The following is a 24,268-nucleotide window of genomic DNA, read 5'->3' as shown; positions in this document are numbered from 1 at the left end:
CTGACCTGTCATCTAAACGGGGGAATGGGGAAATGACATTACAATCAAATCAAGTGCTGATCGCGAAACTGGACAACATGATCCACGATTGCCTGAAAGACTACGTCAGCAATGATGAGCCTCTGGCAATCCTCGATTTTCCTGACATCCGCAATTGCGGCGACTCCGCCATTTGGCTGGGCGAAATGGCCTATCTCAACAGGCGATATGGCAAGCGGCCGACCTATGTCTCGCGGATCGACGATTTTTCGCCCGAGCAACTCGAGCGCACCATGCCGACAGGCCCGATCTTCATCCATGGCGGCGGCAATTTCGGCGACATCTGGGATGCGCATCAGGACTTTCGCGAACGGGTGCTTGAGCGCTTCCCCAATCGGCAGGTGATCCAGTTCCCGCAATCCATCCATTACAAGTCTCAGGCGCGGATCGAGGAAAGTGCTCGCGTCATCGGACGCCACAAGAACTTCGTATTGCTGGTACGCGACGAAGAATCGAAGGAGTTTGCCCATAAGCACTTCGACTGCGAAGTGCGTCTTTGCCCAGATATGGCCTTCAGCATTGGAACGATCCAGCCGGACGAACCGGAATTTCCGGTGCTGGCCATGCTGCGATCCGATCTCGAGAAGGTGGGAGATGCCAATTTTTCTGCCTATCCCGATATTCCGAAGGAGGACTGGACGACTGAATCCGCCAAGCGTGTGCGCATCTCCAAGGCGTTCGGCGCGGCAACGGCTTTGCTGACCCTCAAGCCGGCAGAGATACGGCTGCGCAAACTCGACGCGGCGGCGCATAACCGACTGCGGCGCGGCATCCGTCAGATCTCTCGTGGCCGGGCGATCGTCACAGACCGGTTGCATGTCCACATCTGCTCGATCCTGCTTGGACGGCCGCACGCGGTGCTGGACAATAGCTATGGCAAGATACGTCGGTTCATGGCCGCATTTTCCGGCGGTACTGATCTGGCCTACCGCGCGACCTCACTCGACGACGGTATTGCCTGGGCGCGCCACCAGGCGGCCACGCAACCATTGGCACCAGCTGCCTGACGCAGTCCCGGTCGCACGCCGCCGACCCACGATCCGGCGGCAGGACCACAACATAATATCGGGCGGAATCACTTAAGCGATTCCGCCCGGTTTTTTGGAGGCTGATTTCGTTTGAGAGGCAGCCATCCGCCAAGCGGCGCGATGCAGCCAAGGCTTGCCACACCACTCGATTTCACGGCTTCAGACCAAAGCTGCCCTTAACGGGCGTTGTACTTCGCATCCACTTCGTTCATGGCCTTGACGTTGCCGGCAGAACGGCCGTTCTCGTCAAAGGTCTGCGCCAGGAACGCATCGGCAATGGCCTTGGCAAGCTCGGTGCCGATGACGCGGGCGCCCATGGTGATGATCTGGGCGTTGTTCGAGAGCGCGGCGCGCTCCGCCGAATAGGTGTCATGGGTCAGAGCAGCGCGAATGCCCGGCACCTTGTTGGCCGAGATGCAGACGCCGATGCCGGTACCACAGACGAGGATCGCCTTATCGTAGGTGCCGTCGATGACACCGGAAGCGACGCGGTCGGCGAGATTGGCATAAAACGCATCAGGGCCTTGCTGCGTGCGTGATACTTCGCTCACGTCGAAACGATCCTTGAGATGATCGGCGAGAACCTTGGCGAGGCCTTCGCCGGCGCTGTCTCCAGCAATAGCAAGCTTCATTGTATGCTCCTCAGAGTTTGGCGGCGCACTTGGCGAGAATGTCGAGATAACCTTCGACGTTCCAGGCCGAGCGGCCGATGAAAAGCCCGTCTACGTGCGGGCAGGATATGAGTTCTTCACAGTTTTGCGGATTGACCGATCCGCCGTAGAGGCATGGAATCTCTCGACCGAGCGCCTTTTGCGCGACCGCGATGATTTCGGCCTGGCGCGCATCGGCATAGGAAGGCTCGGCGGGGATCCCCTTCTCGCCGATCGCCCAGACCGGCTCATAGGCGAGCAGAATTTCGGCCTGCTTCTGGCCATCCGAGAGCTTCGATAGAGCGCCGATGACCTGCTCGCTCAGGATCTCCGCTGCGCGGCCACTTTCGCGATCGGCCAATGTCTCACCAACACAGATGAGCGGGATCAATCCATGGCGGACGGCGGCCTCGGTCTTCAGGCCGACGGTCTCATTGGTCTCGCCAAAAAACTCGCGACGCTCCGAATGGCCGAGCTCGACGATGTCGAGATTGCAATCCTTCAGCATCAGCGGCGAGATTTCCCCCGTCCAGGCACCCTGGTCGGCCCAATGCATATTCTGGGCACCGACCTTGACGGAGCTTTCCGACAGGATCGACTTGACCTCGCGGACGGCCGTGAACGGCGGAATGATGAAGCGCTGGATGCGCGTATCGCGCAAGGCATCGGCGGCACGTAGCGCTTCCGCGAAGGCGCGCGCCTCGGCCAGCGTCTTGTTCATCTTCCAGCTTGTGCCGATCCAATAGCGAGGCTTCTCTGTCATGTCATATCCTGGTTCGAGGCGATGGTAAGGACGATGCCGTCGCAGCGAAATTGCTCGACAATGGCGGCATCAGGCGCTTGATCGGTAATCACGGCATCGAAATCGGCAAGATCGGCCATCACATGCAGGGCCGTATGTCCGATGCGCTGATGGTTGACGAGTAGGCAACTCCTGGCGGCCGATGCAATCATCGCCCGCTTCGTGCGCACGACATTATCGTCCATGTGATAGGCAAGCTTGCCGGAAACGGCCGGCGTCGACAGGAAGGCGATATCGGCGCGCAGCCGCGACAGTGCCTCCTCGGTGACGACGCCCAGAAAGGCGTTGAACTTGGCTGAATAGACGCCGCCGAGCGCGATCAGCGTGATGCCGCTTTCATTCTTCATACGGTCTATGATCGCGGCATTGTTGGTGATCAGCGTCAGGGGCCTTTTCTGCAGCAGCATTTCACCGAGAACGGCCGCCATGGATCCGTCATTGATCATGACGGTCATGCCGGGCTCGACCAGATCGAGCGCTGCGCGCGCCATGGCGAGCTTTTCGTCATGGCCCTGGCGCTCACGGAAACGGAAATCGCTTTCGAACTGGGTACCGGCATCGATGGTCGCACCACCGCGAACCTTGCGCAGCACACCAGCCTGCTCGAGATCGTCGAGATCGCGATGGATCGTCATCTTGGACACGATGAAGCGATCGGCCAGATCGTCGAGATCGACGGTCTTATGCTCTACGAGCAGATTGATGATCGATTGCTGGCGCTCTTCGCGTTTCACCTTGCACTCCGGCAATTGGCCCGAAATGGAACTTGGAAGAATATAACATCAAAGTCTCACAATTCAACATTTCTGTTGTTACATTGAGATGAAATCGTGTTTTCACGCAGACTGCATCACATCTGGTCCTTCAGCAGTGCCCGCGCTGTTTTCTCGTCCGTGATCAGACCGTAGAGACAGCGGCTCTTGAGGACCGCGCGGATGGCCTCGACCTTCGGCAACCCGCCGGAAAGCGCCACCAGCCGCTCGCCCTTCGTGCGCGGCAAAGAGGCAGACAATGTGCGTGATGTCAGCATGGTCTCAAGGATATTGCCATCGGCATCAAAGAAATGGCCGAGAATTTCGCCGACGCCGCCCGCCGCGGTGATCTCCTTGATCTCTTTCGGCTCGACCATGCCCGACAAGACGAGCTGGGCATCAGTATCGACCGTGCCGAGACCGACGAGCTTGAGATCGGCACCATTTGCGAGGTCAAAGACTTCCTTCACGCCGCGCTGGGCAAGCAGCACGTCGCGGTCTTCGCGCGTATTGGCAAAGAACGGCACCGGCATCACATGCGACTGCATGCCGGTCTTTTCCGCAATGCGGTGCATGACATCATAGGGATTGGCCGCATAGTTTCTGGTAAGCCCGCCAAGCAGCGAGACGAAGCGCAAATCCTTGGCGCTGACGCGCGCCATGTGATGAACGGCAGACGAAAGCGTCCGCCCGTGGCCGAGGCCGATCACCTTGTTGTTGCCGCCTTCGATCTCACGTCGCAAAAAGCCGGCACCCGCCTGCCCGAGTGCGCGAAACTCGAAACCCTCCTCGCCAAGATCCGGCGCGACCTCGCAATATTGCAGGCCGAAACGCGCTGCGAGCTGCGTCTCGAGCTCGACGCATTCGACGATATCGCCATCGATGGTCACCTTGACGACGCCTTCGGCAACGGCGCGCGCGATCAGACGATGCGCCTTCACCGAGGGAACGCCGAGACGTTTTGCCACTTCGGACTGCGTCAGTCCGCCGGCATAGTGCAACCAGGCTGCCCGCACGGCGAGCGAAGCATCCGCATCCGTCATCGACCGATCCCTTTCATTTCCTTTTGCATAATCCCTCGCCTGTCTTTTCCGGCACACTCCCGATTCCGGCAATCTCTCCCTTCGGAGAATAAGGTGCCTGCGGAATCGGGACTCGACCACTCCAGCGGTTAGATATGCAAGTCGCCAGCGCCCGTGTCGATATGAGGCGCCCAGAAGGCAATGCTTTCGGCAATCTGCGCGATGACCTGGCGATCATTGGGCTCACGCTCCTTAAACGAGAGTTCCAGGCAGATTTCATTGTCCCTGGCGCCGCCCTCGGCAAAAGCCTTCAGCAACGGCTCCGGCTGGATACGGCCCTTGGCGTTGAATTCCGCCGTGAAGGGACGATGTCCACCCTTGTCCATCAGGCTCTGCTTGATGTGGATGATCGGCGAGACTTTCGGGACCGCACGCGCCCAGGCATAGGGATCAAAATCGTCGGGATTGGACGAGGTGACGTCGCCATGATCGATATCGGCCATCATCCACATCGGTATGGCGAACGGCGCCGTCGTCAATCTGTCCTGCAGGGAAAGGCAGGCCTCGATCGTCTCGCCGAATTCGCGGCCGATGCTCATCGGCTCCCAGAAGATATAGGAGAGGCCGGCACCCCGGGCGTGTTCCGCCACCTCGCCCCAGCAATCGATCGCGATCTCAATCAACTCCTCACGTCGCGCCGGATCGTCATAGTCCTTGTAGGTGAAGATCGCGAACTGCGTGCCGACGGAATGGCCGCCGAGATCGGCGGTGATATCGGCAAAAGTCTTGAACCAGTCGACATAATAGCGTCGCACATCCTTGTCGGGATGACCGAAATGGTTGAGACGACCGTAGGGACCGGTCATGCCCGACGTCACGCGAACGCCCGTCCGCCTCAGTGCTGCCTGCATATCACGCGTCAGGCGGCGAATGGTCGGTGCCTGCCAGCTCGGATTGATGAATTCATGCGTCAGCTGCAGGTCGCGGATGCGTAGATCGCGCGCAACCGTTTCGATGAGATCGGAAGGCTCGGCAAAACGGTTCACCAGCGGATTGGTGTTGAGTGAAAGCGTCAGGGGCATTTACGGTCTCCCGGAAAGGTCTCTTGGTTCAGGCGGCGAGCGCCAGCTCGGCATCGAACCAGGCGGAGAAAGCCGCCTTCTGCTCAGTCGTCATGCGCAGACCTTCCTTGGTGCGGCGCATCAGCACGTCTTCGGCCGCCTGCGCCCACTCGGACGCGACGAGATAGCGAACTTCGGCTTCATAGAGATTGCCGCCAAAATGCCGGCCGAGCTCAGCGAGGGACGCGGCATTGCGGACGATCTGCTTGGTACGGACGCCATAGAGGTGACCATAGTGGTTGACGAGATCGCGCGGCATCCACGGATAGGCGGCTCGCAGCGTATCGGCGAAGGCGACATAATCGGCATTCGGAATCTCGCCGCCCGGTAGAACGGCACCCCGCGTCCAGTCGCCGCCCATCTTCGGGAAGAATTTTGCAAGCCGCTGCATGGCGTGCTCGGAAAGCTTGCGGAACGTCGTGATCTTGCCGCCGAAGACGCTTAGGAGCGGCGCACCGCCGGTCTCGTCGAGATCAAAGACGTAGTCGCGGGTGACTGCCGAAGGATTGCCCTTGCCATCGTCGAACAGCGGCCGGACGCCGGAGAAGCTTTCGAGCACGTCGGAACGGCGCAGCTTTTCCTTGAAGTAGCGATTGACGGCCGCGATCAGATAATCGATCTCCTTCTCGTCGGCTTTCACCTCTTCCGGCTTGCCTTCGTAGGGAATGTCGGTTGTCCCGATCAGCGCCTTGTCGCCCTCATAGGGATTGATGAAGATCACGCGCTTGTCGTGGTTCTGAACCAGATAGGCCTGCTGGCCGGCCCAGAATTTCGGCACGATGATGTGGCTGCCCTTGACGAGCCGGACGCTGCGCTGGCTATTCGAGCCGACGACACGGCCGATAATGTCATTGACCCAGGGGCCGGCTGCATTCACCAGCACACGGGCGCGAACGGTGCGCACGTCACCGGAACGCTCGTCGCGCATCTGAACGACCCAGTTGCCCTGATCGCGTCGCGCGCTGACGCAAGTCGTACGCGTCAGGATCTGCGCACCCTTGGCAGACGCATCGAGCGCATTGAGGACGACAAGCCGGGCGTCATCAACCCAACAGTCGGAATATTCAAAGCCTTTCGAATATTGGTCGAGGATGGGAGCCCCTTCCGGATCACGATTGAGATCAAGCGAACGTGTGCCCGGCAGCTTCTTGCGGCCGCCAAGATGATCGTAGAGGAAGAGGCCGAGGCGCACGAGCCAGGCAGGACGGTCCGTGGGGCTGTGCGGCAGCACGAAACGCATCGGCCAGATGATATGGCTTGCCGAGTTCAACAACACCTCGCGCTCGATCAGCGCTTCGCGCACCAGGCGGAATTCATAATATTCGAGATAGCGCAGGCCGCCATGCACCAGCTTGCCGGAGCGCGAGGACGTTCCTTCCGCCAGGTCGCCCTTCTCGCACATCATTACCGAAAGGCCACGCCCGGCCGCATCACGAGCAATGCCGGCACCATTGATGCCTCCGCCGATCACGAAAAGATCAAAGATTTCCGATTCCATCATGTCATGCTCCTAGGGATGCCCGAGGCATCATCAACTCAATCTTTAAGGGCCGCGCTCGCCAGCCGGCCCCGTATCAGCTAGTGCTGGGCCAGCTTGTCCCAGGCCGGCGCGATCGCCTGACGCACGTCCTTGTAGGCATCGAACAGGCGGTCATAGCGCTCGACATTTGCCGGATCAGGCGCCTCGGCGTCACCCAGCAGCGGCGTCACCCAGTCAGCTATGCAGCTATCCATGTCCTGATAAGCGCCGATCGCAACGGCTGCCATCATCGCAACACCCGCGGCACCCGCCTCTTCTCGATCCGAAATCCGCACCGGCGCCTTGACGGCTGCGGATAACGAACCCCGCAGCGCGCGCGAACGGGCAGCCCCTCCGGTGATGCGTAGTTCTGAAGGCATGTCGCCCATGGCCGCGTAGCAATCCCGCGTTGCCATGCCGAGGCCTTCGACCACGGCCCTCAGCATGTCAGCAAAGCCGTGCCGCGTCGAAAGCCCGGTAAAACCGGCACGCGCATGTGCATTGACGAAGGGACCGCGCTCGCCCGCCTCGGAAATATAAGGGTGATAAAGAAGGTTCGATGGACGCGCTTCGGCAAACCAGGCATCGATGCGCGGAATGAGGTCGGAATAGGAAACCTTGCTGCCCTCGGCAGACATCAGATCGGCCGCAATCTTGAGAATCCAATCGATATTGATGGTCGCGCCCATGTTGGTCTGGACCTGCGTGACGATACCCGGGATCGGCAAAGCAATGACATAGCCCGTTCCCTCTTCATTGAGCTGGACATCGGGCACCGCCTTGGCACGCATATGCACGCCCGTCGATCCGATCGTCGAGCAGGCGGCGTTCTGGCCGCCGGTGCGCACGCCGGCGCCGAGCGCGGTCATGACCATATCGACATAACCCAGGCAGACCGGCGTCCCTGCAAGCAGGCCGGCGGCCTTGGCTGCAGCATCCGTCAGAGGATGACTGATCTCGGTGCCGTCCATGATCTCGGGCAGAAGCGAGCGCCGGCGCTGAAGGCCGAGCGCATCGATGACAACGGGATCATATTGGCGATTGCGGAAATTGCCGAAGGTAAAGCTTGCCTCGGACGGATCAGTTGCGCGGATGCCCGTCAAATTGAGATAGAGCCAGTCCTTGCAATGAAGTGCCGTCTCTGCCCGATCGAGAAGCTCAGGCATGAAGCGATCCATATGGGCGAGCTGCGCACCCTGCTGGCAGGTATTGAGACCGGTGCCGGTTGCCTCGAAACGGGCGCGATTGCCAGCCGTGGCACTTAAACGCGTAACCGTCGACGCGGCGCGGGCATCGAGCCAGAGCCAGGCGTCGTCGACGGGAGCATTGCCGGAACCGACAAGCCAGGTGCCGTCGCCCTGCCCCGTTACGGCGATCGCTGCCGTTCGGGCCGCAAGGTTGTCGACCTTTTCGCCAAGCCCGCGCAATGCGCTGACGCAGTCCGACCATGTCTGGCCGAGTGACTGCGTGACAGAGCCGTCTTCACCCGTCTCATAGCGATTGCGCGCCGAGGCGGAAGCAATCTGCCTGCCGGATAATTCGAAGGCAACCGCCTTCAAAACCGAGGTACCCGCATCGATCCCGATGATGATCCCGTCGCTCTTAGACATTGCGCGCCAGCTCCACCATGCGGCACCCTGCGACTGCAACATCGACAAAGATCACAAACATTTTCATTCCTCCCCACGCGGCCAAGGGCATAATCTAAGCCAGGCCGCACCTATCGTCGCCATCATACTCCCCATTCCAAAGGGAGGATCGCGAACGAAGCGCCAGCGCGCACCCGACACCAGCCACGCAACGGATCCGACATATAGCCGCGACCCATCAATCAGCTTGCGGCTTTATAACATAATCATATCGTTGTTACAGTAATATTTTTCTGGCTTTGTAATTTTTTTCATATAAAATGGGCGCGATTGGTTGACGGGCAGCAGTGAAGAATAGCTGCTGCAATGCCCTGGAGGAGCACAGATCAACAATCAAGATCCCCAAGACGGAATCAGGGAAGTCATCTGGAATCTGAAGGCGACCCGTTCATAATTGTCAATTATATCAATACATTATCGATATATCTTTATATCCAATGAGTCGAACCAACATTGATCTTCGAACTTCGAATCAAGGGCGGCGGAGTAAAAGTCTCGGAGGTGAAAAGGCAGGAAGTGCTGAGATGCATGGAGGCCGATCGAATGCAGGGCTTGCTAGATCACAGTTGACATGCCCAAAGATTTATAACATATGAAATGCAGTAATTAACACACTTATATCACAAATGTCGCATGGATGCGGCAATTGTGAACCCGAGATGGACGCTGGAGGAGACAGCCGTCCGCACGCTGAGGAGGCTCCCGATGTTGAATTTCCTTTCCGGTGACGGCGCAGCCCGAAGCCAAGCGGAGCGCTCAATGGTTCGAACGCGAAAGCAGGGCTTCCGTTAAGCCTGATCACGGCACTTTCTCCCATTCTCCATCAGGAAATCCGGCTGACATGCCCAAGGTCGTTTGAACATGAATACGCAAGCTCAATACGCAACCGCCAAGCCGACAGGCTCCAAGCTCAAGATCGCCGTAGGCATCGCCGCAGCTTTGATCGTCATCGGCGCCATCGCCGCTGATACCAAGGTGGTCAAGATCGGCTCGGCACACGACGTGCGCGAGCAGGGTTTCCAGCCGGAGGCCTATGGTGTCGAGGAATTCCCGAAAGTGCAGACGGATGTCGAAAAGCGCGCCGTCGATGCGATGACGCTCGCCACTGCCGTTCTCGCCGACAAGAAGGCGGCCGGCGTGAAGTATGGCGTCGCCACCACGACCGGCCCCGTTCTTCCCGTCTCTCTCACTGGCACGTTCGGCGAACGCAAGGCCAACCTCAACGAGTTCAAGGTCGACGGCATGCCTGACGGCATCACCGTTCGCGTCCAAACGGGTCCGGCGATCAACGGTACCGATCTTCGTGACGCCACAGGCAAGATTGAATTCGGCCAGTTCACTAACCAGATCGAATATCAGGACGCGGGCTCGGCGATCAACAACGAGATGAAGAAGGCGACCCTCGGTGGCCTGGACCCGGAGAAGCTGACCGGCAAGACGGCGACGGTCGTTGGCGTTTTCAAGCTTATCAATCCGAAGAACTGGCTCGTCACCCCGGTAAAGGTCGATGTGAAATGAGCCAGGTCCAGCACAATGGCACGCTCACGGGCGAAGTCGTTCTCGCCGCCCGCAACGTCGCCAAATCCTATGGCAGCGTCCATGCGCTGAAGGGCGTCAATTTCGATATTCGACGCGGCGAAGTCACCACGCTCTTTGGCGAGAACGGCGCCGGCAAGTCGACGCTGATGAAGATCCTATCCGGCGTCATCCAGCCGACATCGGGCGAGATCATTCTCGATGGCGACCCGATCTCCTTTGCCTCTTCCACGCATGCTCGCGCCTGCGGCATCTCCATCATCCACCAGGAATTGAGCCTGGCGCCGAACTTGAGCGTCCGCGACAATATCTTCATGGGTCGCGAGATCATGAAGAGCGGCGTCGTCGACTTTGCCGAGGAAGAGCGCCAGACCCGTGCGCTGATGGAGGAATTAGAAGAAAATATCGATCCGCTTACCCCGGTCGAGGATCTCCGCCTCGGCCAGCAGCAGATCGTCGAGATCGCTCGCGCGCTGTCGGTCAATTCGCGCATTCTTATCATGGATGAGCCGACTTCGGCGCTGAGCGCCAGCGAAGTCGAGGTTCTGTTCAAGGTCATTCGCGATTTGACGAGCCGCGGCGTATCGATCGTCTATATCTCGCATCACCTGGAAGAGGCGCTGCAGATCACCCATCACGCCGTCGTTCTGCGCGACGGCAACATGACCGCCTATGCCGAACGCAAGGACATCGATCTCGAATGGATCGTGCGCAACATGGTCGGCGACAATTTCGACCTCGGCAGCCCGCCGGTCGGCCATACAATCGGCGACGCGGCGCTGACGATCGACAATCTCACCGTTCCAGGCCCGTCGGGGGCTGCCTATAATGCCGTCGACCGCATGTCGCTTGCGGTTCGGGCCGGCGAGATCGTCTGCATCTACGGCCTGATGGGTGCTGGGCGTACCGAGCTGCTCGAATGCGTGGCGGGACGACTGCGGTCGAGCGGCGGCCGCGTCCTGCTCGGCGATACAGATATCGGCGGCCTCAGCATTGCCGGCCGCATCGCGCAAGGGCTGGTGCTGGTGCCGGAAGACCGCCAGCGCGACGGTCTTGTTCAGACGATGACCGTCGGCTCGAACCTCTCGCTTGCCAGCATCGGCGCCTTTACCAAGGGTCTTTTCACCTCGAGCGGCCGGGAGCGGACGCTGGTGAACGACTCCATCCGCAAAGTCCATATCAAGACCGATGGCGGCGACGCGGCAATCGGTTCGCTGTCGGGCGGCAACCAGCAGAAGGTCGTCATCGGCAAGATGCTGGCAACCGATCCTCGCGTGATCCTGCTCGACGAGCCGAGCCGCGGCATCGACATCGGCGCGAAGGCGGAGGTCTTCAAGCTGCTTGCCGAGCGCGCCAAGGAGGGTCTGGCGGTAATCTATTCGACGTCGGAAGTCGCCGAATGCCTCAGCATCGCCCATCGCATCATCGTCATGCACCGCGGCAAGATCTCTGCCGAATTCGGTCCGGACGTCACCAAAGAGAAGATCATGGCCGCCTCGGGCGAAGCAGTGGTCGCGCACTAGCCGCATTCATGGAGCACTGATTATGTCAGTCACGAACATCACAGATAAAAAGCCAATTGCGAACGGACAGCGGCGAAACTTCAGCCTCGTGCGGTTGATCCTGGAAGGGCGCGCCTTCTTCGCACTGATCGTCATCATCGCGGTCTTCTCCTTCCTGTCGCCCTATTACTTCTCACTCAGCAACTTCCTGACGATGGCCTCGCATGTCGCGATCTTCGGCATTCTTGCTATCGGCATGCTGCTGGTCATCTTGAATGGCGGCATCGACCTATCCGTCGGCTCGACGCTCGGCCTTGCCGGCTGTATCGCCGGCTTCCTGATGCAGGGCGTCACGCTGTCGAGCTTTGGCGTCATTCTTTATCCGCCGGTCTGGGCCGTCGTGGTACTGACTTGCATCCTCGGTGGCCTCGTCGGTGCGGTCAACGGCGTGCTCGTCGCCTATCTGCGCGTTCCAGCCTTCGTCGCCTCGCTCGGCGTACTCTATGTTGCCCGCGGTATCGCCTTGCTGATGACCAACGGGCTTACCTACAACAATCTCGGTGGCCGCCCGGAACTCGGCAATACCGGCTTCAACTGGCTGGGCTTCAACCGTCTTGCCGGCGTGCCGATCGGCGTCATCGTCCTTGCTGTGCTTGCGGTCATCTGCGGCCTCGTTCTCAGCCGCACCGCCTTTGGCCGCTGGCTCTACGCGTCAGGCGGCAACGAGCGTGCAGCCGATCTTTCCGGCGTTCCGGTCAAGCAGGTCAAAATCGCCGTCTATGTCCTGTCGGGGATTTGTGCTGCCATTGCCGGCCTCGTCCTGTCCTCGCAGCTGACCTCGGCCGGTCCGAACGCCGGCACCAGCTATGAGCTGACGGCGATCGCCGCTGTGGTCATCGGCGGCGCCGCATTGACGGGTGGCCGCGGCACTGTGCGTGGCACCATGCTTGGCGCCTTCGTCATCGGCTTCCTGGCGGACGGCCTCGTCATCATCGGTGTTTCGGCCTACTGGCAGACGGTCTTTACCGGCGCGGTCATCGTGCTCGCCGTGCTCATGAACAGCATCCAATACGGACGCCGGACCAAATCCGGCTGACGCCGCACCAGAACTTGTCACCGATCGGTGAAATTCCGATTGGAGAAAGGACCGCCGGTTCGCCGGCATCATCAGAGCTCATCAAAAGGGAGAGAGACTAATGTTCAAAAAAGGTTTGCGCATCGTCATGGCAGCAGTTGCTGTGGCACCGCTTCTGACTGGAGCCGCATGGGCCGCCGGCCAGATGACGATCATCGTCAACGATCCGTCCAACCCCTATTGGCTGACGGAAGGCAACATCGCCAAGGCGACCGCCGAAAAGCTCGGCTACACGGCAACAGTCGGCGCGCATAAGGGCGACACCAACACCGAAAGCAACCTGATCGACACGGCCATCACCAACAAGTCGGTCGCCATCATCCTCGATCCGGCGAACGCCGACGGCTCCGTCGGCGCGGTCAAGAAGGCTGTTGCCGCTGGCATCCCGGTCTTCCTCGTCAACGCTGAAATCAACCAGGAAGGCCTTGCCAAGGCTCAGCTCGTTTCCAACAATGCCCAGGGTGCGGCCATCGGTGCACAGCAGTGGGTGGAAGCCGTTGGCGACAAGGGCAATTACGCCGAACTCTTCGGCTCGCCCTCCGACAACAACGCCGCCACCCGGTCGAATGGCTATGAAACCGTTCTCACCCAGTATCCCGACCTGAAGAAGGTTGCCAAGGAAGTCGCCAACTGGGACCGCACCCAGGGCCACAACAAAATGCAGTCGATCCTGCAGGCTCACCCTGACATTATCGGCGTGATCTCCGGCAATGACGAAATGGCGCTCGGCGCGATTGCCGCTCTCAAGGAAGCCGGCAAGCTTGCCAACGTCAAGGTCGGTGGCTTCGACGGTTCTCCGGATGCTGTTGCCGCCATCAAGGCCGGTGAACTGCAATATACCGTCCTGCAGCCGGTTGCCACCTTCTCGGCCGAAGCCGTCAAGCAGGCCGACAGCTTCATCAAGACCGGCAAGACCGGTGCCTCCAGCGAAAAGCAGCTTTTCGATTGCATCCTGATCACCAAGGACAATGTCGACAAGTACACGGCACCCTTCGTTCTGTCCGAGTAATGACATCGGGGGCGCCGAAAACCGGCGTCCCCATCCCTTGACCGCAGTCGGCGGCACCCTGGCTGAACATCAGACAGAACTTGCAGAAATCCTGATAGCGAACTGTTCTTTATAATTTTTTCCATAACGTAATGTTCGCTGCAGCAAGTCAATCTCCGCAAGGCTCAGCGTCAGAGGCCAAAGTGACAGACAAGACAAGCCCCGTATCATTCCTGCAAGACGAGCTGCCGAGCGACAGCCGTCATTCGCGCCAGATCGCCAGGCGCCAGATGATCGCCGAAGCCGTGATGGCGGAAGGCTCGATGCGCATCGAGGATCTGACCGAGCGCTTCGGCATCAGCCTGATGACGGCACATCGCGATGTCGATGAGCTGGTCAGCCGAGGCCTGTTTCGCAAGACGCGTGGCATCGTATCGGCCGCAGCCACCAGCCTGATCGAATCGAGCGACGTCTATCGCGCCAATCGGCAAGCGAGTGAAAAGAAGACGATCGCCGCGGCTGCCATGCAATTCATCGAGCCCGGCCAGGCAATCTTCCTCGACGATTCCACCACCGTCCTGCAGATGGCATCGCAGCTGCCGGCCAAGGTTCCACTGACGGCGATCACCAATTCGCTGACGCTGATGAATGCGCTGAAGGACATGCATGATGTGACGCTCCTGGCGCTTGGCGGGCAATACTATAATTGGTGCAATGCCTTCATGGGGCGGATGACCATCAACGAAATCAATCGGCTGCGGGCCGATGTCACCTTCATCTCGATGTCGGCAATCATCGACGACGTGGTATTCCATCAGTCGCCCGAGATCGTCGATATCAAGCGCGCGATGTTCGAAAGCGGCGCCAAGCGCATCTTGTTGATGGATCATACGAAGTTCGAGCGGCGGGCGCTGCATAGTTTCGCGCATCTGAGCGAATTCGATGTCGTGATCGTCGACGAGAAGACGCCTGCCGCCCATCTCGAGCGCATGCGCAACAAGAATATCAATGTGGTCGTCGCCAAAGGCGACAAGGAGCGATCCTGAGGCTGAACCCGGCAAGGGCCGCCTCTCGTCGCTCATGATCAGGAGTCATGGGAATGCCGAGTCTGCTCGGAATCGACAGCGGTTTAACCGTCACTAAGGCCGTCGTCTTCGACATCGACGGAACGCCGCTTGCCGTTGCGCGCCGCCGGGTGACCCAGTTCATGCCGAAGGCGCGCCATGTCGAGCGCGACATGGACGAGCTCTGGAGCCGGACCGCCGACGCCATTGCCGAGGCGATCAAGCTCAGTAACCGCCCGGCAAGCGACATCCAGGCGATTGCCACCACTGCGCATGGCGACGGCATCTACCTGCTCGACAAGGCAAGCAAGCCGCTCGGACGCGCCATTCTCTCGCTCGACAGCCGTGCCGGATCGATCGTGGAACGATGGCTGAAAAGCCCGCTTGCCGACGAGGCACTGTCGCTGACCGGCCAACTGCCGCACGTCTCGGCCCCATCGGCGCTGCTTGCCTGGATCAAAGCCAATGAGCCTGAGCGTTTTGGCCAGATCGCCCATATCTTGAGCTGCAAGGATTGGCTGCGCTTCTGCCTGACCGACGTCATCGGCACAGACCGGACCGAGGCAAGCACCTCCTTCACCAATGTCTCAACACAGGATTATTCCCCGGATGCGCTGAAGCTTTTCGGCATTCCCGAGGTTACTGGCGCCTTGCCGCCGGCCTCGCGATCCGACGAGGTTGTGGGATATGTGACCGAAGCTGTTGCGAAGCAGACCGGCCTTGCCGAGGGCACGCCGGTCGTTGCCGGTCTGCATGACGTGACCGCCTCTGCGCTTGGCGCCGGCGGCTATGCGTCCGGTGTCGTTGCCGTCATTGCCGGCACCTATTCGATCAACGAGACGCTCTCGTCTGAGCCGCGCGTCGACGGGCGCTGGTTCTGCCGCAATGCCATTGCGCCAGGTCAATGGAACAATATGTCGATCTCGCCGGCATCGTCGGCGAATTACGAATGGTTCCTGGACAAGCTTTGTGCCAGTGACATTGCAAGTGCCGAGGCCGCCGGCCGGTCCATCCATGCCGTGCTTGCTCCCGAGATTGAGGCCGCATTCAACCGACCATCGAGCGCGCTCTTCCACCCCTACCTCTTCGGCTCCCCCTATGGCGCCGAGGCAAGCGCCAGCTTTTTCGGACTTGGTGGCTGGCATGATCGCGGCGACATGCTACGCGCCGTTCTGGAAGGCATCGCCTTCAACCACAAGATTCACGTCGACGCCCTAAGCGACGGTTTTTCCTTCAATCAGGCAAGGCTGGCAGGTGGTGTCTCGCGCAATCCGATCGTCGTGCAGATGTTTGCCGACGTACTCGGCATGCCCGTCACCGTCACCGAAATCGACGAGGCTGCAGCCTGGGGCGCCGCCCTTTGCGCCGGCACCGGCATCGGCGTCTACTCCAGCCCTGAAAACGACCCGCGCGATGTCGGCAAGATCGCCAGGACCTATCATCCGGATTCCGCCCGCAGCGCCGATTATCGCAACCGCTACGACCTCTTCCGCGACATTGCCGAGGCGATGACGCCGCTCTGGCCGCGGATCGGCGATCTCGCAACCCAGCACTCCCAAGGCTAGACCGAAAATTGTGCCGCGCAGACAGGGTCTACCGTGGCAGTTCAGCAGGACGATGATGTTATGACCGATATGGCCGCCGATCTGAAACAACGCTTCTCGCAACTTCAAGACGGAGACGTCGATGTTGTCATCCTTGGCGCAGGCGTCAATGGCGCCGGGCTGTTTCGCGATTTGTCGCTGCAGGGTGTCAACTGCCTGATCGTCGACAAGTCAGATTTCGGCTCGGGAACGAGTGCAGCGCCATCCAGGCTGATCCACGGCGGTCTGAAATATCTGGAAACAGGCGAGTTTGGCCTGGTCGCGCAATCGGCGCTCGAGCGGAACCTTCTGCTCAAGAATGCGCCGCATTGCGTCGAGGCACTGCCGACCTTCGTGCCCATCTTCTCCTGGACCCGCGGCATCTGGGCAGCTCTTCGGACGCTGACGGGCTCGACCACCGCCCCGCGCAGCCGCGGCGCCTTGCTTATCAAGATCGGGCTCGCGCTCTATGACTTCTTCGGTTCGCGTAACCGCGTCATGCCGCGCCACAGGTTCCTTTTGAAGCGCCGTGCTCTCAAGGAAATGCCGCATGTCACACCTCAAATCGTCGCCGGCGGCATCTATTACGATGCCAAGATCAGCCGGCCGGAACGGCTGGTCTATGAATTGATCAATGACGGGCTCGAAGCCAACAAGGGTTCATTGGCCGCCAATACGACGCGGCTTGTTTCCGCCGCCGATGGTCTGCTGACCTTTCAGCGTTCGGACGGCTATGCCTTCTCCGTGAAGCCAAAGCTCGTGGTCAACGCCGCCGGCCCCTGGATCGATCACGTCAACGCGGCTCTCGGCGCGCCGGCCCATCTGATCGGCGGCACCAAGGGATCGCATATCCTGCTCGATCATCCGGAACTGGTGCGCAGCCTGAACGGCCATATGATCTATTTCGAAGCCGATGACGGCCGCATCTGCCTCATTTACGGCTATCTGGGCCAAGCGCTTGTGGGATCGACCGATATTCCTTGCGACGATCCAGACAATGTGCGCTGTGAGGAACCGGAGATCGACTATTTCCTCGACAGCGTACGGTCCCTTCTGCCGAGCCTCCGTTTCGACCGCGACCAAGTGACCTATAGCTATAGCGGCATTCGCCCCCTGCCCGCCTCGGATGCCTCCTCGCCGGGCCTCATCAGCCGCGATCATTCCGCACCCGTCTTCGAGCCGCAGGCTGGACGGCCCTTCCCGATCATCTCGCTGGTCGGCGGCAAATGGACGACATTCCGCGGCTTTGCCGAGGAAGTGGCCGATACGGTGCTGAAACGCCTTCAAATCGGCCGCAAGACATCCACGCAGCGGCTTGCGATCGGGGGCGGGCGCGATTTTCCGGTGAACTCCAATGAGCGTGCAAGCTGGATCAGATCGGTTGCGGCGAAAGCCGGCGTCGAAGCCAGCAGAGCGGATGAGTTGCTCGGCCGCTACGGTACGACTGCGGCGGCAATCCTCACTCGCCCTTCGGGCTATAGCGACAGCCAGCGCATCAGCGGTGCGCAGCGACATAGTGCACTCGAGATCGATTGGATCGCGCGGCAGGAGATGATCGTGCATCTGTCCGACATCGTCTTCCGCCGCACGACCATGGCGATCGAAGGCCTGCTGACGATCCAGGGCTTGCGCGAAATCGGCGCCATCGCCGCCGCGGCCCTGCAATGGGACGCACAGCGACTGGCTAAGGAAATCGACGATGTCGTCGCATCGCTGTCGAAATTCCACGGCCAGACGCTAAGCGAAGAAAGCGTGCGCCAGGCGGCAGGCCCGGCAGCACGCTGAGCACCCGGCTTTAAGACAAAACCGGGTCGAGCGAACCAGATTTGTAGCGCTTGGCCATCTCGGCAACGGAAAACGGCTGGATGCGCAAAGCGTGACAAGCCGTGTCGAACTGTTCGAAGCGCTCCTTGCAGAGCTTGGTCGGCGCGGCCATGGCCGGCGTCATCTGGCTGCCATATCTGTTGATGATCTCCTGCAACTCCTCAGGCACCAAGGAGGAACCATGCATGACGAGATGCGTATTCGGTAGCTTGCAATGGATCATCCACTGCAGGGCTATGGCCAATCGCCAATCTGATGGCGATAGCGGTGCATGATGGTTCCTTCAATAGGCAATCGAGCTCGTGCCTTCCATGAGAAGGTGGCCGCATCGCAAACGTGCGTTCACGCCCATAAAAACATTTGACTGTCTGATGGTTCGCTGTTTTTTATCCATAGAAAACAGGTCCCCGGGAAATTGCTTGAAAGCTACCCCAATCAGGCGATCTCATTCATCAACATCGAATATATGAGGACATTGGCGTGAGCTCGCGGATCATCCAGTTTGGCACCAGCCGGTTTCTCCAGGCGCATGCGGCATTCTTCGTGCACGAGGCACGGCAATCCCGCCAGGATGCCGGCCCGATTACCGTCGTTCAGGTTTCAGGCGCCAGCAGCCGCAGCGGGCGCGTCGCTGCCTTTAACAATCCAGCCGGCTATCCCGTCATCATCCGCGGCATGTTGGACGGGCAACCCGTCGATCGCACCGTACAGGTTACCAGTGTCGATCGCGGTCTTTCAGCAATCGAACACTGGGAGGAGCTGTCGAGGCATTTTGCCGAGGATGCCGAATTCGTCATCTCCAATACCGGAGAAACCGGCTACAAGACATGGCCAGAGGAAGACCACTTTGACACGACTGGGCAGGTTCCGCGATCTTTCCCAGCCAAGCTTGCTGCTCTGCTCGTCCAGCGCTGGCAAGCCTCCGGCCGTCCCCTCGTTATCCTTCCTTGCGAATTGATGACAGGCAATGGCCGCGTCTTGAAAAAGACGATTATCGATTGTGCCCGGCTCAACGATGTGACGGCTGAATTCTATACCTGGCTCGATGACCATGTCGCCTTCGCCGAAACCCTGGTCGATCGCATCGTATCCGAGCCGATTGAGCCGATCGGCGCCGTTGCGGAACCTTATGCCCTGTGGGCAATCAAACGCGCGCCGGGTGTCCGCGTGCCATGTGACCATCCAAGCATCGTGCTGACAGACGATCTCGAACCTTACGAGCGCCTGAAACTGCATATTCTCAATCTCGGTCATACCTTCCTTGCCGAAATCTGGCAGCGTGAAGACCGACCGGCAGATGAAACCGTGCGCGCCTTATTGGCCGACAAGGAGATAAGGGTCAGGCTCGATACTCTCTATGAACGCGAAGTACTGCCCGGCTTTGCCGCAAACGGCATGGGTGACGAGGCAAAAGCCTATGTGGCAACGACACTCGCCCGCTTCCTCAATCCCTTTTTGGACCATCGCATCGCCGACATCAGCCAGCACCACCCCGAAAAGGTCGCCCGCCGCATCCACGCCTTCCTGGATTGGGCAGATAAGGCAGGCAGCGTGTCGGGCATGCCCGTGCTGCGGCAGATAGCAGGGCGCTATCCTTTGATAAAGGCTACGTCATAACTCCTATCGGCGCGGCGCCAACCCAGTCAGCCTGAGAGGCGGCGAGGTAAGCGGAGAAAATAACCGGCCTCGTTATTGTGCGGCATCGCCAAGAAAATGTACTCAGTGAGAAACTAAAGAAAAATTGCTAATAAGATAACTCGTCTGAATCCACTTTGGCAATACTGCCTTCGCCTGACATCACCAAAGGACGTTGGTCGCATCCCCATGACGACAAGCGGTGGACTATGTCGTTGCCGCCGCCTTAGAGCCCCTCAATGATCCACTCACCTCCTGACATTGATACTCGTCGATCTAAGCTTGCCTTCAAGGCTGACCGAGCAATTTAACTAGGCCAACATCGGCCATGCAGATGATGGCTCATTTTTACACCACAATAAAATTGACAGTTGAATTTGGCTCCTGCCAGATGTTATCTGAGGCAATCGCTTAATGCAGAACTCTCTACTGAAAGCGTGTAGTGCCGATTTCCCGCAATGTTTGTTTTTAGCCGGGCTTCGATCACCGTTGATAATTGGCGCTATTTTTTTCGAGAAGTCAATCAATTGAAAAGTCTTCTCTTTTAATCAATTGCGCGGGAACTACCATCGTAGACCATTCCATGCGTCTGATGTCACCCGGTAGTAGGTGTCGAGGATGAACGTATGAGCAAGCAACAGCGGAAGATTCTGGGATATCTAGATAGCGTAACTGAGAACTACATCACTGGCTGGCTACTCGATGTCGCAGATCACAACCATAGCTTGCAGATTGAGCTCTTTGTTGGAGATCAATATTTGGGGCAATGGTTCAGTGGCTACTTCAGAGAGGATTTATATCTCGCCGGTTTTGGAAATGGCTGCCACGGCTTCAAAGTCTTTCTGACGGAACCGATCTCACCGGCAGATGTACAAAGTTCAATGGAAATATTCGTTCCTGGTTCCAAGCCAATTTGGCTTCACGTAAAGGATGGTGAGTTCTTTCCAAATGAAGCAATGGGCCTAAGAAAACAACCGGAATTTAAAAAATTTTATGATAAAATCCTTACCTACATATGCAACATCAACGAAAGAGCAATTGAAAATACAAATTCCATTTTCACAGAGCAACCACATACTTTGACCAATTGGATAGCCAATAGACACGTCAACGGGGGAGGAAGCATCTTCGACGATTTTGATTTTACAAATTTCATCCAGAGAAAACATAATAAAACGGAAAATAAAATCGACTTTTACGAATGGTTTACTAGTGAATACCTAAGTTATTATCCGCGCGATGTTGCAGTCCCCCTCACCCCAAAAGACATACGAAGCATACTGGAGCTTGTCGAAAAAAAACGACAGCCTGTGCGGACCACGTATAAAAAGACTACAGCTCGACTAGAGCGATTTTTGAGGAACATTCCATTTAGGAAAACTACGCAAGCATATTGGTGGATTGCTGAAGGTGGTCGAGGGTTAAGGCTTCCAGAAATTTGTGCGAACCCGCAAGATGTAGCGCTATTGAGGCGGCGGATAAGATTTCTTGGTACTTCCCTTCCGGTTAATCGTTTCATAATTATTTTTTCCATGAAACACCTGGGTGTAAACCCACTTCGTCTCCTTTTTCACTCAACCAGAGTAGACGTATATATCTGGATATTTCTCTTGTCCTGCCAAAATTTCTTTCTTCTGCGCTACTTGCCCGAGGGTGGCCTGCGAGAGTTGATTTCTGAGTTAAAGGAAAGCCCCCGCAAAATGGCTCGCACTCTGACGCGGGTTCAAAGTTGGGGGAAGTCTGTTCCCAACACCACCATTCTTGATGTGTTCACAGTCATCCTAGAGCGCTTAGACTCACATATCCTCGTTGATAAACAGGTGAAATCTAATAGTAATTTTAACGTAAACCTACAGATTATAGGGCCCTTTTCGAAGGTTCTTGGACTTAGCGAAAGCTGCCGTCGCTTGGGAGACTTAATAGAAAAGAACGTCGACGCTAACTGCACCTTGACAGACTATCATATCGGAAACCTCAGCACTTCGCTCGAGGTTGAATATAATAAAGAAATAAAAAAATCAGACATCAATATAATTCACATAAATGCAGAAGAAGTTCCAGAATTCTACATCAGGTACGGCGAAAAAATCAAGAATTCCTATAATATTTTATACCCATACTGGGAGCTTGAGACACTTTCGTCAATACATCTTCCAGGAATTAAACTGGTCGACGAAATTTGGGCTGCCTCGGATTTTATAACGCAATCCTTCAAAAAGGCCAAAGCGAATGTTTTTCGAATAGGCCTACCCCCTGCATCGTTTAAACGTCAACATCCAACAGAAAGGAACTCCCAAGAATTTGTATTTTTATCAACGTTTGACGCACTCTCGTGGCCTCAACGGAAGAATGCTGCGGCCGTTATTGAGGCGTTCATGCATGCCTTTGAGATAGAAGTACCAGTCAAATTGCTCGTGAAATGTCAAAACACTGATAAAATCAATCAGCCGGAGCAAAAAGCAGAATGGGGGAAAATCGTTGATAGATGTCAAAGTGATAGCCGCATTCGCTTATTAGACCAGACTATAGACCGCTCCGAGCAAGAACATCTACTTTCATCAAGCAGCTGCCTCGTTTCACTCCATAGAGCGGAGGGATTGGGAATTGATATTCTGGATTGTCTTGCTAATGGGATACCTGTCATAGCGACTGCCTATTCAGGTAATATGGACATTTGCAACCATAACAATTGCTGGTTGGTCGATTACTCGATGGTAGCAGTCAATAAATCAAATTATGCCTTCGTAGAGGAAGGACACGTTTGGGCGGAAGTCGATCTTCAATCCGCTGTGAAAGCCTTTAGAGGAGTTTTCTTTGAACCAATAGCGCGAGAGCAGAAGGCAGCTAGAGCCATCCACGATGTTGCCGCGATTGCGTCAACTGACGCCATCGCGTCAAAAATAATAGAAAGACTTAGATATTTATCCAAGCTCCAAAAGCCTTAGTTTATTTATCCTGCTTAATGCGAGTTTTTAACTAAGATGCTGAGCTACAAATCAAAGCTTAAGCTGCCCGCCATGAGACGCGAAAGCCCATAAAATTCCGTGTGGTAGATAGACTTCTTAAGAAAAGTCGATCCACAGTTATCCTCGATAGCTGAGATTTCCTGCGAGATGAACTCATTCCACAGAAATCTGGGCTTGCACCGCAAAATCCTTCGGCCCGTATGGCGCACTTGCCTCAATAGTTATCCGATTGATCCGCGACATAGATGATGTCAGCATTCCATGTGCTCACCCCTCGAACATTTAAGTTCCAGCCGTCAGTATTTTATCGGTTGAGTTGACGCAGAAGTCGTTCCGCGTAGGTCTCTGTAGAGTAACGTTCATTTGCTTCAGCCGAGATCAACTCATGAAAACCATTCTCCTGAAATAGATCCCAATATTCATTTATTATTCTCGCGCACGTTTTCGGAGATTGGTATAGTGAAACGAGTACAGAATTCTGCATTGATCTTAAGTTAAGTAAATTCGCTATCTCAGAGTAGGAAATAATAGCGTTACCCATTTGCATATTCTCATAAATTGGAAATCCAAATGTCTCGGGGAAGAAATTAAAAAACATATTTCCTGTAGCATAGAGATCCACAATTTCGCGATACGGCACCCATGAATCTCTAGAAACTACGTCCAGATAACTCTTTCGTTTATATAAATTTTGCAGATCTCTATTTACGAGATTTCTGGAAAAAGTTCTAAATGTAAAACCATATTTTCTAAGCTCACCACAAATATCTAAGCAATGCTTAAAGAGCACGGAATATACATTTGAATTGTCCCTAAGTCGCTTAATCACTTCCTCATGCGGCTCATCAACAAATATTATTCTGTCTCTGCGGCTTTTTTTATTTGGCAATATCTCTTTTGACATACTTATAGGTATAACGGCTTGAGACATACTTTTTTCGAAAGGATTTACACTCCCGTACTGTATGAATTTTTCCTTCGAAAAAGAAATGTTATTTTCCTCAACATTAAGAAGTAAATCAGTCCACCATGATGAAAGTGAAAGACCGACCGGACCACCGGCAGAGATATTGGCCCCAATAACAAGTAAAATGCTACCACTTTCCCTGAGATTTGCCTCGGAAAATAGTGCTGTATCAAGCAGATATTTTGCAAAAAAATCTCTGCATAGATATATTGTATCCGTCTCTAGTACCGTCCCGTCCGCGACCTCAATTACATTGCCAGACTGTTTGGCAGCTAACCAAAAGCGCAATCCCATCAAACACAGGAAAGGGTTCCAAAGCTCATTGGTCTTTTCGACTATATAATCCACCGTCCATGTATCTGGTGAACAAGAATGAGGGACTATGACTTTAATGCTTTTCTCCGCAATTCCAAATTTATTCATTCTTCCCCACCTTACATCGTATGCAACTCGTACAACACTCTCCCAGAATTCTGAAATTCTCCG

The 24,268-nt window shown here is 56.7% G+C and carries 18 protein-coding genes and 1 pseudogene; 10 read left to right on the top strand and 9 right to left on the bottom strand.

What is annotated here, in order from left to right:
* Nucleotides 1-32: 32 nt before the first annotated feature.
* Nucleotides 33-1,046, top strand: a complete 1,014-nt coding sequence (locus tag GA0061100_RS26630) for a polysaccharide pyruvyl transferase family protein (RefSeq protein ID WP_075855842.1) — start codon at nt 33-35, stop codon at nt 1,044-1,046.
* Nucleotides 1,047-1,243: 197 nt separating this feature from the next.
* Here the strand turns inward: GA0061100_RS26630 and derI are convergent, their stop codons facing one another.
* The 7 genes from derI to GA0061100_RS26595 all read right to left on the bottom strand — a co-directional run bounded on the left by derI (nt 1,244) and on the right by GA0061100_RS26595 (nt 8,543).
* Complete coding sequence (derI, locus tag GA0061100_RS26625) at nt 1,244-1,699, bottom strand: D-erythrulose-4-phosphate isomerase (protein ID WP_075855841.1); 456 nt, start codon at nt 1,697-1,699, stop codon at nt 1,244-1,246.
* Nucleotides 1,700-1,709: 10 nt separating this feature from the next.
* Nucleotides 1,710-2,480, bottom strand: a complete 771-nt coding sequence (locus GA0061100_RS26620) for a triose-phosphate isomerase (protein WP_075855840.1) — start codon at nt 2,478-2,480, stop codon at nt 1,710-1,712.
* Nucleotides 2,477-3,253 (bottom strand): DeoR/GlpR family DNA-binding transcription regulator, encoded by a 777-nt coding sequence (locus tag GA0061100_RS26615; RefSeq protein ID WP_075855839.1) that lies wholly within the window; start codon nt 3,251-3,253, stop codon nt 2,477-2,479. The genes GA0061100_RS26620 and GA0061100_RS26615 overlap by 4 nt, the downstream gene beginning before the upstream one ends.
* Before the next feature lie 116 nt (nt 3,254-3,369).
* A complete protein-coding gene (locus GA0061100_RS26610; protein WP_075855838.1) occupies nt 3,370-4,314 on the bottom strand; it encodes a sugar-binding transcriptional regulator in 945 nt (314 codons plus the stop codon).
* 128 nt (nt 4,315-4,442) lie between these two features.
* Nucleotides 4,443-5,375, bottom strand: a complete 933-nt coding sequence (locus GA0061100_RS26605; protein WP_075855837.1) for a sugar phosphate isomerase/epimerase family protein — start codon at nt 5,373-5,375, stop codon at nt 4,443-4,445.
* Between the two features lie 28 nt (nt 5,376-5,403).
* Complete coding sequence (locus tag GA0061100_RS26600; protein WP_075855836.1) at nt 5,404-6,915, bottom strand: glycerol-3-phosphate dehydrogenase; 1,512 nt, start codon at nt 6,913-6,915, stop codon at nt 5,404-5,406.
* Between the two features lie 77 nt (nt 6,916-6,992).
* Nucleotides 6,993-8,543, bottom strand: a complete 1,551-nt coding sequence (locus GA0061100_RS26595; protein ID WP_075855935.1) for an FGGY-family carbohydrate kinase — start codon at nt 8,541-8,543, stop codon at nt 6,993-6,995.
* Between the two features lie 900 nt (nt 8,544-9,443).
* Between GA0061100_RS26595 and GA0061100_RS26590 the strand changes: the two genes are divergently transcribed.
* From GA0061100_RS26590 to GA0061100_RS26560, 7 genes are all read left to right on the top strand, one after another.
* Nucleotides 9,444-10,100: a DUF2291 domain-containing protein gene (locus GA0061100_RS26590; RefSeq protein ID WP_075855835.1), complete on the top strand. Its 657-nt coding sequence runs from the start codon at nt 9,444-9,446 to the stop codon at nt 10,098-10,100.
* The gene (locus GA0061100_RS26585) at nt 10,097-11,641 is read left to right on the top strand and encodes a sugar ABC transporter ATP-binding protein (RefSeq protein WP_075855834.1); all 1,545 of its coding nucleotides are present in this window, start codon (nt 10,097-10,099) and stop codon (nt 11,639-11,641) included. Before GA0061100_RS26590 ends, GA0061100_RS26585 begins: the two co-directional genes overlap by 4 nt.
* A gap of 22 nt (nt 11,642-11,663) precedes the next feature.
* A complete protein-coding gene (locus tag GA0061100_RS26580; protein ID WP_075855833.1) occupies nt 11,664-12,716 on the top strand; it encodes an ABC transporter permease in 1,053 nt (350 codons plus the stop codon).
* A gap of 100 nt (nt 12,717-12,816) precedes the next feature.
* Nucleotides 12,817-13,764, top strand: coding sequence for a D-ribose ABC transporter substrate-binding protein (locus tag GA0061100_RS26575; protein WP_075855832.1), 948 nt, complete (start codon nt 12,817-12,819; stop codon nt 13,762-13,764).
* A gap of 269 nt (nt 13,765-14,033) precedes the next feature.
* Nucleotides 14,034-14,789, top strand: coding sequence for a DeoR/GlpR family DNA-binding transcription regulator (locus GA0061100_RS26570; RefSeq protein ID WP_425298718.1), 756 nt, complete (start codon nt 14,034-14,036; stop codon nt 14,787-14,789).
* 53 nt (nt 14,790-14,842) lie between these two features.
* A complete protein-coding gene (locus GA0061100_RS26565) occupies nt 14,843-16,372 on the top strand; it encodes an FGGY-family carbohydrate kinase (protein ID WP_075855830.1) in 1,530 nt (509 codons plus the stop codon).
* A gap of 60 nt (nt 16,373-16,432) precedes the next feature.
* On the top strand, nt 16,433-18,175 hold the full coding sequence (locus GA0061100_RS26560; protein WP_075855829.1) for a glycerol-3-phosphate dehydrogenase/oxidase: 1,743 nt from the start codon (nt 16,433-16,435) through the stop codon (nt 18,173-18,175).
* 10 nt (nt 18,176-18,185) lie between these two features.
* Here the strand turns inward: GA0061100_RS26560 and GA0061100_RS26555 are convergent.
* Nucleotides 18,186-18,434, bottom strand: a pseudogene (locus GA0061100_RS26555) (fructose-1,6-bisphosphate aldolase); the annotation flags it as partial.
* Nucleotides 18,435-18,694: 260 nt separating this feature from the next.
* Between GA0061100_RS26555 and GA0061100_RS26550 the strand changes: the two are divergent.
* Together GA0061100_RS26550 and GA0061100_RS26545 are read left to right on the top strand one after the other, a co-directional pair.
* Nucleotides 18,695-19,831, top strand: coding sequence for a mannitol dehydrogenase family protein (locus tag GA0061100_RS26550; protein ID WP_075855827.1), 1,137 nt, complete (start codon nt 18,695-18,697; stop codon nt 19,829-19,831).
* Nucleotides 19,832-20,475: 644 nt separating this feature from the next.
* Nucleotides 20,476-22,794 carry a glycosyltransferase gene (locus GA0061100_RS26545; protein ID WP_075855826.1) on the top strand — a complete coding sequence of 773 codons (2,319 nt, stop codon included), beginning with the start codon at nt 20,476-20,478 and terminating at the stop codon, nt 22,792-22,794.
* 325 nt (nt 22,795-23,119) lie between these two features.
* On the opposite strand, the gene GA0061100_RS34505 is transcribed toward GA0061100_RS26545, so the two are convergent.
* Entirely contained in the window at nt 23,120-24,205 is a 1,086-nt protein-coding gene (locus tag GA0061100_RS34505; protein ID WP_143525541.1) for a glycosyltransferase, read from the bottom strand.
* Nucleotides 24,206-24,268 lie beyond the last annotated feature (63 nt).

Origin of the sequence: Martinezella hainanensis (assembly GCF_900094555.1) — a bacterium.
Classification (GTDB): Bacteria; Pseudomonadota; Alphaproteobacteria; order Rhizobiales; family Rhizobiaceae; genus Rhizobium; species Rhizobium hainanense.
This window is presented reverse-complemented; position numbering and strand designations above follow the sequence as displayed.

Excerpts from the sequence above, each read along its gene's own strand:
- GA0061100_RS26630 (WP_075855842.1), top strand. The coding sequence starts at position 33 with ATGACATTACAATCAAATCAAGTGCTGATCGCGAAACTGGACAACATG.
- derI (WP_075855841.1), bottom strand. The coding sequence starts at position 1,699 with ATGAAGCTTGCTATTGCTGGAGACAGCGCCGGCGAAGGCCTCGCCAAG.
- GA0061100_RS26620 (WP_075855840.1), bottom strand. The coding sequence starts at position 2,480 with ATGACAGAGAAGCCTCGCTATTGGATCGGCACAAGCTGGAAGATGAAC.
- GA0061100_RS26610 (WP_075855838.1), bottom strand. The coding sequence starts at position 4,314 with ATGACGGATGCGGATGCTTCGCTCGCCGTGCGGGCAGCCTGGTTGCAC.
- GA0061100_RS26605 (WP_075855837.1), bottom strand. The coding sequence starts at position 5,375 with ATGCCCCTGACGCTTTCACTCAACACCAATCCGCTGGTGAACCGTTTT.
- GA0061100_RS26600 (WP_075855836.1), bottom strand. The coding sequence starts at position 6,915 with ATGATGGAATCGGAAATCTTTGATCTTTTCGTGATCGGCGGAGGCATC.
- GA0061100_RS26595 (WP_075855935.1), bottom strand. The coding sequence starts at position 8,543 with ATGTCTAAGAGCGACGGGATCATCATCGGGATCGATGCGGGTACCTCG.
- GA0061100_RS26590 (WP_075855835.1), top strand. The coding sequence starts at position 9,444 with ATGAATACGCAAGCTCAATACGCAACCGCCAAGCCGACAGGCTCCAAG.
- GA0061100_RS26585 (WP_075855834.1), top strand. The coding sequence starts at position 10,097 with ATGAGCCAGGTCCAGCACAATGGCACGCTCACGGGCGAAGTCGTTCTC.
- GA0061100_RS26580 (WP_075855833.1), top strand. The coding sequence starts at position 11,664 with ATGTCAGTCACGAACATCACAGATAAAAAGCCAATTGCGAACGGACAG.
- GA0061100_RS26575 (WP_075855832.1), top strand. The coding sequence starts at position 12,817 with ATGTTCAAAAAAGGTTTGCGCATCGTCATGGCAGCAGTTGCTGTGGCA.
- GA0061100_RS26570 (WP_425298718.1), top strand. The coding sequence starts at position 14,034 with ATGATCGCCGAAGCCGTGATGGCGGAAGGCTCGATGCGCATCGAGGAT.
- GA0061100_RS26565 (WP_075855830.1), top strand. The coding sequence starts at position 14,843 with ATGCCGAGTCTGCTCGGAATCGACAGCGGTTTAACCGTCACTAAGGCC.
- GA0061100_RS26560 (WP_075855829.1), top strand. The coding sequence starts at position 16,433 with ATGACCGATATGGCCGCCGATCTGAAACAACGCTTCTCGCAACTTCAA.
- GA0061100_RS26545 (WP_075855826.1), top strand. The coding sequence starts at position 20,476 with ATGAGCAAGCAACAGCGGAAGATTCTGGGATATCTAGATAGCGTAACT.
- GA0061100_RS34505 (WP_143525541.1), bottom strand. The coding sequence starts at position 24,205 with ATGAATAAATTTGGAATTGCGGAGAAAAGCATTAAAGTCATAGTCCCT.